The 13271-nt window shown below is 38.2% G+C and carries 12 protein-coding genes; 3 read left to right on the top strand and 9 right to left on the bottom strand.

Annotation, left to right across the window (positions count from 1 at the left end; all coding sequences use genetic code 11):
* Positions 1 to 79: 79 nt before the first annotated feature.
* The 7 genes from V6R21_RS03395 to V6R21_RS03365 all read right to left on the bottom strand — a co-directional run bounded on the left by V6R21_RS03395 (position 80) and on the right by V6R21_RS03365 (position 5383).
* Positions 80 to 490 (bottom strand): hypothetical protein, encoded by a 411-nt coding sequence (locus tag V6R21_RS03395; protein ID WP_334240907.1) that lies wholly within the window; start codon positions 488 to 490, stop codon positions 80 to 82.
* 40 nt (positions 491 to 530) lie between these two features.
* Positions 531 to 953 (bottom strand): hypothetical protein, encoded by a 423-nt coding sequence (locus tag V6R21_RS03390; protein ID WP_334240905.1) that lies wholly within the window; start codon positions 951 to 953, stop codon positions 531 to 533.
* Positions 954 to 1137: 184 nt separating this feature from the next.
* Positions 1138 to 2076 (bottom strand): polysaccharide deacetylase family protein, encoded by a 939-nt coding sequence (locus V6R21_RS03385; protein ID WP_334240903.1) that lies wholly within the window; start codon positions 2074 to 2076, stop codon positions 1138 to 1140.
* A 167-nt stretch (positions 2077 to 2243) separates the two neighbouring features.
* The gene (locus V6R21_RS03380; RefSeq protein WP_334240900.1) at positions 2244 to 2759 is read right to left on the bottom strand and encodes a GNAT family N-acetyltransferase; all 516 of its coding nucleotides are present in this window, start codon (positions 2757 to 2759) and stop codon (positions 2244 to 2246) included.
* A gap of 172 nt (positions 2760 to 2931) precedes the next feature.
* Positions 2932 to 3519 (bottom strand): DUF2306 domain-containing protein, encoded by a 588-nt coding sequence (locus V6R21_RS03375; RefSeq protein ID WP_334240898.1) that lies wholly within the window; start codon positions 3517 to 3519, stop codon positions 2932 to 2934.
* Between the two features lie 53 nt (positions 3520 to 3572).
* Positions 3573 to 4592, bottom strand: a complete 1020-nt coding sequence (locus V6R21_RS03370; protein WP_334240896.1) for a YARHG domain-containing protein — start codon at positions 4590 to 4592, stop codon at positions 3573 to 3575.
* A 143-nt stretch (positions 4593 to 4735) separates the two neighbouring features.
* The gene (locus tag V6R21_RS03365; RefSeq protein WP_334240895.1) at positions 4736 to 5383 is read right to left on the bottom strand and encodes an energy transducer TonB; all 648 of its coding nucleotides are present in this window, start codon (positions 5381 to 5383) and stop codon (positions 4736 to 4738) included.
* Positions 5384 to 5554: 171 nt separating this feature from the next.
* On the opposite strand from V6R21_RS03365, the gene V6R21_RS03360 reads away from it, so the two are divergent.
* On the top strand, positions 5555 to 6925 hold the full coding sequence (locus tag V6R21_RS03360; RefSeq protein ID WP_334240893.1) for an FAD-containing oxidoreductase: 1371 nt from the start codon (positions 5555 to 5557) through the stop codon (positions 6923 to 6925).
* Between the two features lie 99 nt (positions 6926 to 7024).
* Entirely contained in the window at positions 7025 to 8224 is a 1200-nt protein-coding gene (locus V6R21_RS03355; protein WP_334240890.1) for a tyrosine-type recombinase/integrase, read from the top strand.
* Positions 8225 to 8287: 63 nt separating this feature from the next.
* Here the strand turns inward: V6R21_RS03355 and V6R21_RS03350 are convergent, their stop codons facing one another.
* Positions 8288 to 9499 carry a Kelch repeat-containing protein gene (locus V6R21_RS03350; RefSeq protein ID WP_334240888.1) on the bottom strand — a complete coding sequence of 404 codons (1212 nt, stop codon included), beginning with the start codon at positions 9497 to 9499 and terminating at the stop codon, positions 8288 to 8290.
* A 269-nt stretch (positions 9500 to 9768) separates the two neighbouring features.
* Complete coding sequence (locus V6R21_RS03345) at positions 9769 to 10005, bottom strand: hypothetical protein (RefSeq protein ID WP_334240887.1); 237 nt, start codon at positions 10003 to 10005, stop codon at positions 9769 to 9771.
* Between the two features lie 335 nt (positions 10006 to 10340).
* Between V6R21_RS03345 and V6R21_RS03340 the strand changes: the two genes are divergently transcribed.
* Entirely contained in the window at positions 10341 to 13262 is a 2922-nt protein-coding gene (locus V6R21_RS03340) for a SusC/RagA family TonB-linked outer membrane protein (RefSeq protein WP_334240885.1), read from the top strand.
* The last annotated feature ends 9 nt before the right edge of the window (positions 13263 to 13271 follow it).

The following is a 13271-nucleotide window of genomic DNA, read 5'->3' as shown; positions in this document are numbered from 1 at the left end:
ATCGTATGGCTAAAACAAAAAAGGCTTACCCCTGACAAAACAGGAGTAAGCCTCGATAAGGCATTAATAAAGGTACTAATTACAACAACCAGAACATCGCTTCATCCCAATCATGGAACCAGCGAAAATGGATAGGCAAACTGTTCTGTGGCTGCTTGGTTTCATTGAGTAAGTTGTTTGCATATTCTGTAGAGAAAGAATCGCTCTTTACAACATACGCTACTTTTTTTAGGTGGGTCTCCTGAAGTACTGGCACCCATATATCAGCGATTCTGGCAATCTCATCTGAGGAGTACTTTCGAACGTGTTTGGTAAAATCAATCAACCAACCTTGTGGGTCATACTTAAACAGTAACGACAAGGTAATATCCACTTCATGCAGATACTCCGTCCTTGTAAATGGAACCATGGAGGACATTCCTTCTGAATGCATCAGCAAATGCTCGTCATCAAAATGATGTAAGAAGAAATTGGTTACAGTTTTTTGCATTTCAAATCAGGTTAAGGTTCATCGATTTCTTGATATAATTTTACCCAAGCAGCCATTTCATAGCATCTTGCTTCAATATAAACCGTCCATATTGAATGTCGATTGGCAATGAGTCGTTCAGGTGACTCAACTCTAATACTACTTGGTTGGCATAATTAACTGAATCATTATTGTTATTATCAGCAATAATTGCCACTCTTTCCAGAACTGTATCCTGAAGGATCAGTTTCCATCGTGGTGTATGTTTTGTGACTTCCAAAGGAGAAAAATAAACCAGTTGCAAACGAAAGTCCACTAACCAATATCGGGGGTTATATTTCATAAGACACATATGTACAGTATCTAACTCCTTGAAGTAATCCGTTGCCACAAAGGGGGCTGTATCCCTAAGTGCACTCGTGTAAAGAATCTGATGCTCTACATCAAACTGATGTAAGGTATAAGGTGTGGCTGCTTTTAACATGTTAATAAATCGGATAGGCTAATCTATGAGATAAAATCGTGTTGGGGCAAACCCAAGTTAGTTATGGCTGATTTTCTGCACAATTCTGTGAGAACATTTATATAAATTATGATTTTGGGCTTAATAAGGCAAGTAATAATATACAATTATAAAGCCCTTCCATTTTGGAAGGGCTTGGCAAGTCTTATGGAGTTGTATTTGATGTTATCTTTTTGTATTCCTCTTGTATTGCACTCATATCAGGTTCTTGTTTCATCAGCTTAGTTCTCTCTTTATTGTCTGACATCCAACGGTAAAGCCAAGAGACTCCCCATTGTTTTGTGTACAAGTCCTTTTGCTGGTAAACCTTGTCTCCCATCGCCTCATCAAGGCTGATAAAATTGTAGTCCCTTTCTTTCAGTTTTGTAATCAGGATTTCAAGATAATCCGCATTCAAGCTATTGTCATGACAAAGGTAAATATGCTTGATTTTCCTACCATATTGCTCGGCTACCATGGCTTCATAGAAATCAAAATACGCCAGTGTTTTTTCAATATAGGTCTCTGCTACCCTTTTGGCTTCTTCTTTCTTTCCCTCCTTCAAGTAATGCTCATAAATGTAGCTGAACATCCAATCAGAACTCTCTACTGTAAAAGGTGTAATTATATATTCCTGACCTATCAAGTAGTCCTTTATTTCCTGATGTTGCAGGGAGTCTTTACCCAAGTTATTGTAAGGAAACCTAAAGTATTTTAGCTCTTTCTGATATTTAGTGGATAGCTCTTGAGTCAGGTATGCTCCTTTATCTACATCTAGCTTGAATGTATCAAAGCCTACTTCAGAATAACTTGAGTGATTGAAAGTATGGTTACCCAAAGTAACATTTTCCCGTTTTGCCCATTCATTCAGCAAGGCGAAATTCTCAACCATTGAATCTGTCTTAAACAAGAGTCCTTCATTGATAAAAATAGCCACGGGAATATCCATGGAATCTAGCTTATCCATCAGCTTTGAATGAAAACCATCCCGTTCAAACTTGACAGTATTTGGTACATCATCGATTGTGATAGCTACTGATGACTGTCCAAAAAGGTTTACAGCAAAAAGGATAGACAGAACCCCCGCCATTGTAATCATTTTCATACTTCTGCATATTTAAAGGTCTGTATTAAAGCAGACACAAGTCCAAAAAGAATTATCATCCAAAAATATTGCTAGAAGTTCGGGAAACCAACCTATTCATTAATCGTTGTTTCTTTTTCAAGCATCCCTGTAGTAAAATAAATACACTCCAATTTCCTCAGTGCTGACTAAACCTTTCCTTTGTTCAATTTTTTTATTTCATAAATAACACCTGCTTCCCCATCAAAATCATATTCACCCAAATACTCTAGTCCAATTTTTTCAAGTACCCTAATTGATCCTAAATTATCTTTCATTGCACGTCCAACAATACGTGTCAAACCAAACTTCGAAAACCCATAGTCAAGACATGCTTTAGCTGCTTCGCTTCCAATTCCTTTATTCCAATACTCCTTAAAGAATCTAAATCCAATATCATATTCCTCTAATTCAGGAGTGTATTTAAGTCCACACCAACCTAGAAATTTGTCTGAGTCTTTTTCAATTACCGCCCACCTTCCAAATCCATAAGTCCTATAGTGACTATAATTTTCTAAAAACCGTTTTGCTTCTTGAATACTCTCAAATGGTTTATCACCCGTGTATTTAATATGATCCCAATCCAGATTTAGTCGATAAATATCTTCTGCATCATCCGGTGTCATTTCTCTGAGATATAATCTTTTGGTTTCCAGTATTTTCATTAGCTGGATATTAATGTCCCAGGTACAGCCCATAGCACTTTTCGCTACCTATTAAGTACTTAGAAACTTGTACGTTTCCATCGTTAAATTCTTAGAAGATGCAATTTTCTGAAGATATCACAAGCCTTTTAGCAATGGGTTTTGATTCATTAGCAATGCCTTTCAGAACTTGCTAAGTTGCTTTTTTACTTATAATATAGATTTCAACAATCAAGATGTTTACACCCCAGCCCAACCAAGAAACAATTTTATAAGTATCCATAGGAGGTAAAGCGAAAGTTGAAACAATAATCCATTTAAATAACCTCAAACTGATAGCAGATAAAGTTAGAGCAAAACTTCTAAGCATTGAGTTGAAATGCTCTTTCCAATTATGCTTTAGTGCGTGTATTAACGCATTAAGTGTAAAAGAAAACCATAGGATAGCTTGCAAGACAAAAGATGTTTTACTCCAAATTCCACCATTCGCATGCACAGCCATAATAAAGCCTGAAGGTGCTGAAATTAACAGGATAAGTAATACGTATCCCCATCCAAATTTCTTATGTAGCTGTGGAAACTTGACTCTTAATAATTTTGAGAACTGCAATATCCCAAGTATCAAAATTGGTAAGCTTGTATAAACATGAGAGAAGAAAGCGACTTTATAATAGTCTAACTTAATCTCCTCAGTTTTGATATTTAAAAAAGCTACATTATCATCAATAGGAATGTACTGGATAGTTATTAAGCACATTAAATAGCCAAAGTAGGCGACCATGGTATAGTACGTAATTTTCCCAATTAGACTAATGGAGAATTTCATCTTACAGTTTAACCTCGTCCAAAATAATCATAGTACTCTTCAGCATTTTTCTCATATTTTAGGAGAAGCTGAATGTTGTTTTTTTCTATCTCAGTGAATTCATGTCTAATATCAGTGTGAACAGGTATATACCAACTTTGAGCATCAAAGAATACTCTCAAAGGTCTTTTTTTGAAAGAATAACCATGCCTTGCATAAATTGTATTTCTGATTATTAACAAATCCCCTTTCTTTAGGTTCTCAACATCAGCTTTATTTAGAACAGTATTAGAAGCATTGATTTCATATATTTTGTTCGTTGCCGATGAAAATTCATTAGACACCCAACCACCAAATTCATCATCTGGGTCAGGTTCATTACTAGTACCAATCTTTTTATTCCAATCAATATATACTTTGGCTCTTTCAAGATTGATATTAGGGTTATAGGTGTAATTTTTTCTTCTTAAATCATATTTCCTTTTTTGGATATTAATTTTTCTGTAGGCTTTCCATGTTCCAACTAAAACGCTATCCTCAATTTTAAAGGTAAATTCACCATCATATTTATCATTACCAGGCTCTTTTACTTTAAAAAATAAGGTTCCTATTGAATCTTCTTTAACAGTTCCATTAAAAGGCCTGTCATTTCCTGCAACTACACTATGACCTGTAACGATTGTATCTTGAATATTATCAATTGATATATTGATTTTATTTTCTCTTCTCCAATAGTACCCATCATCTACATATAGATCATTCTCACTTAAATATCCATTGGAGTCATCATCTTTTTCAAAATACCCGACCCAAAAACCTATTATAGAATCTTCTGAGTTCGCATTTAATAGAGGTTTTAATTGATGTTGAAGTTTTTTAGGTACTTGATGACTAACTACTGGGTTTGTAGTGACCTTTCCTTTAATTTTCGATGAGTCAATCTCGGTCCCTTTTTCAATCTCTATTTTTGCTTCTTTATTCTTGATATTAGTTGAGCATGAAGAGGTTATGAAAACTGAACTAATGATAATAGCTAATATTTGTTTCATTTTAATATCGTTCCAATTATATCTAAAGTATTGTCTTAGTAACACTAACAATAACTTACTTCTACAAACCTACTATTTTAAATGCTAATGCTGTATTTTTATAGGCTTTGTTGTAATTATATTTTTATTCTTATAATTGACTATTAGTGCATACCTCCCTTCCTTTTAGGATCTATAATTATAGGGATTATTACCTCCATTGCTACAGGAATATCACTTTGTCTTCCAGGTTCAAATTTCATTTTCTTAGAAGAAAGAGATTTCAAAACTACTTTATCTACAGCCTCAGTATATCCTCTTACTACCTTAAAATCTTTGGGGTTGCCAAGAGTATCGACAGTAAACTGTACATATACTCTTACCTTTTCTTTTAAGTCTACTGAAAGTGCTACTTCACGTTTCACTGACTCAATTAGGTCTTTATATCCTCCTTTCAAAATTGGTTGGGTTTCCAATATTTCTCCAAAAACGATATCAGTACCCTCATTAACCGCTACAGTATCTTCAACTGGATATTCTTGAGCCTTTATTGGTAGTCCTATAGCAGATGTTAATAAGGTAGCTGCTGCATACTTTAGAAACGAACTACTTACTTGCTTCACATTGAAGATACCACAAATGGAAGTGGAGGACGCAGACAATATTGCTTTCATTTCCTCTTCTGTTTTTTCCATGAAGTCTGTTACTTGTTTTGAACATTGGTCACAGAAGTACTTTCCATCCCTTTGCTTCATTTCGTCAAGCTTTTTCGGGCAAGCAAACTTTAGCTTTACATCTTTAATCATTGCCATATTCTTGCTTTATGATAAGTGATTTTTATCCATAACGCTTCCCAAAAAATTGTTACATCTAAATTGATTGGACATCCATCCTTACTTTAAAAGCTGATTTCACTAAATTGATAAAGACAAAGTTTCGCTTAGTTTCTACACCTCAACTCACTACATCCAAACCCTACCTACATGAAAAAATACGATTCCATCATTATCGGTACAGGTCAAGCAGGTCCTTCAATGGCACTTAAGCTTGCCGGAAAAGGTGAAAAAGTAGCCATCATTGAAAGAAAGTTTTATGGTGGTACCTGTGTCAACAATGGTTGTACCCCCACAAAAACCCTAATTGCGAGTGCTCGTGCCGCCCATGTTAGCCGTAACAGTTCTGAACTTGGCGTTGCTATTGAAGGCAATGTGAAAGTGGATATGAAAAAGGTGAAGGCTCGAAAAGACAAGATTGTGCAGGAATCTACCAAGGGAATTGAAAATGCACTCAAAGGGATGAAAAACTTAGATGTTTATGAAGGGCATGGCAGGTTTATAGACGCACATACTATTGCTGTCGGAGATGAACAGTTACAAGCTGACAAAGTCTATATCAATGTTGGTGGAAGAGCAAGGATTTTAGAAGGGGCAAGAGAGGTCAAATACCTCACGAATAGCAGTATTATGGATATAGACTTTGTACCTGAACACCTTATTATTATAGGTGGCAGTTATATAGGTATAGAGTTCGGGCAGATGTACAGCAGGTTTGGCAGTCAAGTAACCATTGTGGAAATGAGTGACAGGCTTATCCGAAGAGAGGATGAGGATGTATCGGTAGCTGTTCAGGAAATTCTGCAAAAAGAAGGCGTAAATATCAGACTAAATGCAGAATGTATCAAGGCTACACAGAAGGGAGATAAAATCAAGGTAGAAGTAAATTGTGACGAGGACGGTTCTGATATTATTGGCTCCCACTTGCTTTTGGCTGTCGGCAGGACTCCTAATACTGATGACCTTGGGCTTGACAAAGCTGGTATTGAAACGGACCAAAGAGGCTTTATCAAAGTCAATGAGCAACTGGAAACCAATGTAAAAGGTGTTTGGGCACTAGGTGATTGCAATGGAAAAGGGGCTTTTACACACACTGCCTACAATGATTATGAGATCGTTGCTGACAACTTGCTCGAAAACACTGACAGAAAAGTCAGTGACCGTATTACATGTTATGCATTGTATATGGATCCCCCTTTGGCTAGAGTTGGCATGAATGAGCAGCAGGCTAAAGAAAGTGGCAAAAAAGTACTGAAAGGAGAAAGGCCTATGTCAAGAATTGCTCGGGCTAAGGAAAAAGGAGAGACATATGGTTTTATGAAAATACTGGTAGAAGAAGACTCCCAAAAGCTTATAGGGGCAACCATTTTGGGCGTTGGTGGAGATGAGGTGATCCACTCACTGCTAGATGTGATGTATTCAGAAAAACCTTATACGGTGATTACACATGCCATGCATATACATCCTACTGTGTCAGAGCTTATTCCAACAGTATTGGGGGATCTCAAGCCGTTAGAATGATAAATTGTAGCCCAAAGTACTCCAATTTTATTTGTGAGTATTGACTTCTTTTTGTTCTTTCGTATTCAATTGGTAATATTTTTTCCTTGATTGTTAATTATGCTAACGGTACAGAATAATCAGCAGCTCTCTACAGGTTCAACACGGATAAAGGCATCTCGTCTGTTGGAAGAATACAAAAAGTTTCTTTCCACAGGAAATGGTCGCTATGAGAATTATTTGCGGGTAGCCCATATGTTCCTTCGCCATTGCCATGAGAATAAACAGGGTGTGGATGAAGTGAGCTTCAATATCTATGCGAGTGCCCAACAGCTGAAAAAATCCATGAAATCCATCCTGAGGAAGTTTATTCTTTACTGCGAAAACATGGGATACCGTGAGTTTATTTATGATCTGGAAAAAGGTCCTGCTTCTGAAACACCACTTATCCTGAAGTTTACAAGCAGTATTGCACACATTCCAACAAGGAGAAACTACACCTATGCCTTGAATAACTATGCAAGGTGGTGTTCTGATACAGGTAAGCCCTTTCTGGCTCCTGAATCCATTATCCAATACACGGAAAGCATAGACGGCGTATTTACCAAAAACCGTTATATCTCCATTTTCAAGTCACTAGCTAAATGGATTCTTGAACGCAGGGATAGCCTTCAGGCCAGTTTCCAGTACAAGTTTTCTGATGGAGACATCCACATGCTGCGTGACATTACCATGCTTAAGTCTTTCAGGGAAGATGCCAATCAGTATTATAAGGATGCCTTTACCGATGAGGAGCGTGATTTCTTCCTTGACTGCTGTCCTGATTCAGAAACGAAATTACTATTCAGCCTGATGGCTTATGAGGCACTTCGTATATCGGAAGCTTGTGGTATGCTGGTCAGTGATGTCAACCACCTCAGAAGGGTTATATATGTAAAAGGTAAAGGTACACACAACAAGCAGGCTGTCAACTTTAGTGAAACTTCGGCTGCATACTTCAAAGAATATATCAGTGAAGTTCCGCTTTCAGGCCCTGAACTGTTCCCTACTACAGGCAAGAGCAAGGCTTTCAAGATTTTCAAGCAGGTATTGGCAGAGACAGGAATCCACAAAGACAAAAGGGTTTCTCCACATTCACTACGCCATACAGCTTTACAGCTGCTAATTAACAAAGGCTATCCATTGGAATATGTTCAGCGACATGCAAGACACCGCCGAATTGAATCAACCATGGTATATATCAGTAAGGCTGTGGAAGAGAATTACCTGAAAGGAGATCCAAGAGTCAAACCAGAAGATACCAAGACTTCAGGTGATTAAATATAAAAAAGCGCCACTTCTATATCAGAAGCGGCGCTTTGTACTTTCAGTAAAGAAACCTATCTATTCAGAGTAATACTCCATCGTTTTCAACTCAGGTTTTCCTCCTCGAATACCACAGCCAGAAGCTATAAATATCATCCCTTTCCATACAATAAGACCTGATCCATGCCTACCTTCCACAAGTGGTGGCATAGCATGCCATTGATGCGAATCCGGATTTAATGCTTCCACTTCACTATGTGCAGGATTTTGCTTATCAGACTCTCCTCCGGCAATAATAACTTCACCTTTATATAGTGTAGCCGCTGTTCCTGCTCGCTGGGTAGGGATCGGGTCTGCTAGCGTCGTCCATTGGCCTGACTTAAAATCATACACATCCACTTCCCCAATTGTATTTGCAAATACATTGTTATCAACCTTTGATAACCGTCCTGCTGCAAGGTAAAGCTTATGGTCTGCGACAACCGCTTGGAAATGATCCCTTTCTCGAGGTGCATCCGGCAATACTGACCATGAGTTCGTCGCCGGATCATAAACATCAAACCATTTTTGATGTCCATCCGTATGACCATTCACTACACCACAAGCTACATAAAACTTGTTGTCATAAACCACTACCCCTGCACTACCTCTCCTCCTATTGGCAGGAACCTCAGCACCAACACTCCATGTATCCACAGCAGGGTCATAAATATAAATGTTTGCTGTAGGAGTCTCCCTTGGAAATCCTCCCGTAAATGCTCCCAGAATATACACCTTATCATCCCAGACAATTGGTTGGAAATGGTGCAATTCCTTAGGCGGTTTGGCTCCTTCCGACCATTTCTGTGTCGCAGGGTCAAAAATACTGACAGGACGAATCCCTCTTCCTCCAAGGAGATAAAACTTGTTTTTGACTTCAATAAAAGCTGCTTCGTGTCTTTCGACAGGTTGAGAGCCGTCAGCAGCCTGAATGGTGGTCCATTTATTGGTATTTCCAGGGTATGGGTTCACCACGACTGTGGTGTCTTCATTAGTAACTGTGTCAGTAACTACTGTATCCACAATAACCGTATCCACCACAGTGGTGTCTACGATTACAGTATCTATATCAGTAGTATCTATCACAGTGGTATCCACGATAACTGTGTCCACAACTGTCGTATCATTTTTCAATGAATCTTCCTTTACAACTTCATCAGGGGTTGTATCGGCAGTATCATCTTCACAGGCAGCAACGGATAAGATTGAAATGAATAGAGCAACTGCTCTAATAAGGTAGGGCCGTAGCATAGCTGGTAGTTTTATCAGTTAAAAGTAAAAAATCTTTCAAGTGTTGGGTAAATTGAAGCTACAGGATTACAATAACCTGTCATAACAGATTGCAAATCAGACAATAGCAATATTGAATCATAATAACAAATAATCAATATCATTAAGGATAGTTAGGAAGATTAACAAACTAAAAAGCGCTATTTTTTCCTTATTCTGTTAGAAACTATCCCTTTTACAATAAAAAAGCCCATCCTTACAGGATGGGCCACCAATGCTTTAGGTTGTGATTATCCTTGCCAACCGGCAGGTACATAGTCTTCCAACCGACTCGTATCTTCCACTATCCGAATATCAGCCACTCTCCCGTTTGAGTTCACAACTTCCACATACATGTTGTTAAGCATATATAGCTCATAGCTGCGGCATACCCAAGGCAATGTCGCCAGTAACGTTCCCTGCTTGTGCAGCAGTTCTATTTTTTTGGCGTAAGCCAAGCGATTGAAAAGAGAAACCTGATCTACCATAAAGCCATATTAAAAAATTATTCTGAAACCGGAGGTCGGTTACTTTGTTCCATAGGTTCCACGCTATGCACTTTTTAGAGCGATCAGAAGTGCTTTGAGGTATTTATTCATTTTTATTATTTAATAATTATTTAATAATAATATTATTTATATATTTAAAGCATCATCATATATGCTACTACTGTTTCCTTAACTAACATAATTCCTAATATGCAATGGTGATCAAAATTATTCAGAGCTAGATATGGCTTTTCTTATTTTATAATTTTTATTATTTATAAATGCTTATTTAATCACATTTATTTATTAGTAATTACCATTAACTGATAACAAATATGTTACTACTAAAAAAAAGCATGTCTCTGCTCCTATTGACGGCTTTGCTTTGTTTTCCTGCATTTGCTCAGGATAAACAAATCATCAGGGGGCAAATCTCAGACGCTACAACAAACGAACCTATCCCAGGTGTAAACATTTTAATTGAAAAAACAGGGCAAGGAACGGTCACAAACTTTGAAGGTAAATTTGCTCTCAATGCGGCAAAAGGTGACCTGATTACGATTAGCTCTATTGGTTATGTGCAAAAGAAAATAACTGTAGGCGAACAAACCAGCTTTAATATTTCACTAGAGCAGGATACAGAAGCACTAGATGAAGTAGTCGTGGTTGGTTACGGCGAGCAAAAAAGAGAAAACATAACAGGATCAGTAGCACAAGTAACATCTGAAAAGCTGACAGACGTAACAACTCCTACAGTTGCTAATATGCTTCAGGGTAAGATTGCTGGTGTAAATATTTCTCAAAGCTCGGGTAGTCCGGGAGCCTCTCCGGTTATCAGGATTCGTGGTCGCTCTTCAATTAACTCAGGACAAGATCCACTTTGGGTAGTTGACGGTGTAATTATGCACGGTACACCTTATATAGCACCACAAGAAATCGAGAGTATCTCTGTACTAAAAGATGCCGCTTCTGCTGCACTTTACGGTTCTAGGGCTGCCAATGGAGTAGTTGTAGTTACTACAAAGTCTGGTAATGGTGGCAAGCAGATCAATTTCACTGCACGCTATGGTGTTTCTCAACTGAACAGAGGCAATTTTGAGCTGATGAACTCTAGCCAGCTGTATGACTACTACCAAAGCTTCCAAAACCCAGACAAAATTCCAAGCTGGTACAATGAAGAGCTGAAAAATACTGATACAGATTGGTTTGATATAGGCACACAACAAGGTGTAGTACAAGACTATGCCCTTACTTTTAATGGTGGTAGCGAGAAGGTCCGCACATATTTGACTGCCAACTATTACAATGAAGAAGGCTCTGTAAAAGGATATGTGTATGACCGTTTCAATGGTAGATTTAACCTTGATTATGATGTTACAGACTGGTTAACTATTAAGCCAAAGATTGCGACCTCATACATCAACACAGACAGTAGACAACATAGCCTGTATGCTTTGTACAGAAATATGCCTTGGGACAATCCTTATGACGAAGAAGGTAACCCTGTCAACGCACAGGAAGTACAATGGTATGGCCGTGACAACAGCAACTACCTGTATGACCTACAGTGGAATTACGGTGAGAATGAAATCGTGAACCTGATCGGTAACTTTGATTTTGAAATGGAACTGACAGATGGACTGAAGTTTATCTCTACCAACAACCTGTCTTACTATACTTCTGTCTATACTTCCTATACTGATCCTAGATCCATCTCAGGACAAGGTGACCAAGGACGTCTTTACAACAGCAGGTCAGATCGTGTTACCCGTTTTACCAACCAAATGCTTTCTTATAAAAAATCTATTGGAGATCACTTTATCAACGCTCTAGTAGCTTATGAATACAACGATTACAAATACCGTGATATGAGTGCTACAGGAAAAGGCATGGTACCTGGTACAACTGTACTGAATACCACTTCCCAACCTGTAAGTATTGGTGGTACAGCCAACGATTACGCTTTTCAATCATACCTGTTCAATGCAAACTATTCATATGACAACAGGTACTCACTTCAGTTCTCATTCAGAAGAGACGGTGCCTCAAGGTTTGGAGACAACAACAAGTATGGTAATTTCTATGCCATCAGTGGTGCATGGAATATCCACAATGAAGAATTCTTCAATGTAAAACATATCAATAGCTTAAGACTTAAAGCCAGCTATGGTGGCATAGGTAACACTCCAAGTTCTCTATACCCACAGTATGAGCTTTACTCTCTTAGTGATCAATACAATGGCTCCCCTTCAGCATTTCCATCTTCATTGGGTAATGATGACCTGACATGGGAAAGAACTTTTGAAACAAACTTTGGTTTGGAAGCCTATGTATTCGACATCTTGAATATAAACTTCGAAGTATATGATAAGAATACTTCAGAGCTATTAAGCTATGTACCACTTCCTGCTGTTTCAGGCTTTAGTGGGTACTATGACAACATTGGCGCAGTAAGAAACAAAGGTATAGAGCTGTCTACAACCGTAGACATCCTGAAAAGAGCAGATATAGAGTGGAGTTTGAATGCTAACTGGACTCGTAACCGCAATGAAATCACTTCACTGTATAATGGTGACGAACAACTCGGCGGTAACAAAATCATCAAGGAAGGTAGCAATATCGATACTTGGTATATGAGAAAATGGTTAGGTGTAAATCCTGATAACGGTGCACCACTTTGGGAAGTTGTTGATGAGGAAACGGGTGAAGTAAGCACTACAGAAAACTATGCACAAGCGACATTACAGGATGTTGGAGTAAGTACACCAGACTTCTATGGTGGATTTGGAACATACTTCTCATATAAAGGTTTCTATACCTCTCTTAATTTCAACTACTCTGTGGGTGCAATGGCCTACAATGCTGCAAGAGAAACTTTTGACAGTGATGGTGCTTATAGTACTTACAACCAAATGGTACTGGCTGATGGCTGGAGCCGTTGGGAAAAGCCAGGAGATGTGGCTACGCACCCTGCTGCTTATATCGGTGGTAATAAAAACGCACACAAGACCTCTTCAAGGTACCTTGAGGAAGCTGATTTCCTAAGGCTAAGAAACATTACACTAGGTTATAACCTGCCGGCTACTTTAGTCAATAAAGCATTTATGAGCAGTGCCAATGTTTACCTATCAATTGACAATGTATTTACTTCCACTCCATTCTCAGGCGTTGACCCAGAGGCTGCAATCTATGGCGATGGTAGTTCTTTATACCCACTACCAAGAAAAGTCATGATAGGTGCTAATATCTCATTCTAAACCCTAAAG

Origin of the sequence: Limibacter armeniacum, from assembly GCF_036880985.1 — a bacterium.
Classification (GTDB): domain Bacteria; phylum Bacteroidota; class Bacteroidia; order Cytophagales; family Flammeovirgaceae; genus Limibacter; species Limibacter armeniacum.
The sequence above is the reverse complement of the archived record's forward strand: the minus strand, read 5'-3'. Positions and strand labels throughout refer to the sequence as shown.

What these genes read in the sequence shown, in the direction of transcription:
- V6R21_RS03385 (WP_334240903.1), bottom strand. Translation starts at nt 2,076, where the DNA reads ATGAAAATGATTACAATGGCGGGGGTTCTGTCTATCCTTTTTGCTGTA.
- V6R21_RS03380 (WP_334240900.1), bottom strand. Translation starts at nt 2,759, where the DNA reads ATGAAAATACTGGAAACCAAAAGATTATATCTCAGAGAAATGACACCG.
- V6R21_RS03355 (WP_334240890.1), top strand. Translation starts at nt 7,025, where the DNA reads ATGCTAACGGTACAGAATAATCAGCAGCTCTCTACAGGTTCAACACGG.
- V6R21_RS03365 (WP_334240895.1), bottom strand. Translation starts at nt 5,383, where the DNA reads ATGGCAATGATTAAAGATGTAAAGCTAAAGTTTGCTTGCCCGAAAAAG.
- V6R21_RS03345 (WP_334240887.1), bottom strand. Translation starts at nt 10,005, where the DNA reads ATGGTAGATCAGGTTTCTCTTTTCAATCGCTTGGCTTACGCCAAAAAA.
- V6R21_RS03390 (WP_334240905.1), bottom strand. Translation starts at nt 953, where the DNA reads ATGTTAAAAGCAGCCACACCTTATACCTTACATCAGTTTGATGTAGAG.
- V6R21_RS03360 (WP_334240893.1), top strand. Translation starts at nt 5,555, where the DNA reads ATGAAAAAATACGATTCCATCATTATCGGTACAGGTCAAGCAGGTCCT.
- V6R21_RS03350 (WP_334240888.1), bottom strand. Translation starts at nt 9,499, where the DNA reads ATGCTACGGCCCTACCTTATTAGAGCAGTTGCTCTATTCATTTCAATC.
- V6R21_RS03375 (WP_334240898.1), bottom strand. Translation starts at nt 3,519, where the DNA reads ATGGTCGCCTACTTTGGCTATTTAATGTGCTTAATAACTATCCAGTAC.
- V6R21_RS03370 (WP_334240896.1), bottom strand. Translation starts at nt 4,592, where the DNA reads ATGAAACAAATATTAGCTATTATCATTAGTTCAGTTTTCATAACCTCT.
- V6R21_RS03340 (WP_334240885.1), top strand. Translation starts at nt 10,341, where the DNA reads ATGTTACTACTAAAAAAAAGCATGTCTCTGCTCCTATTGACGGCTTTG.
- V6R21_RS03395 (WP_334240907.1), bottom strand. Translation starts at nt 490, where the DNA reads ATGCAAAAAACTGTAACCAATTTCTTCTTACATCATTTTGATGACGAG.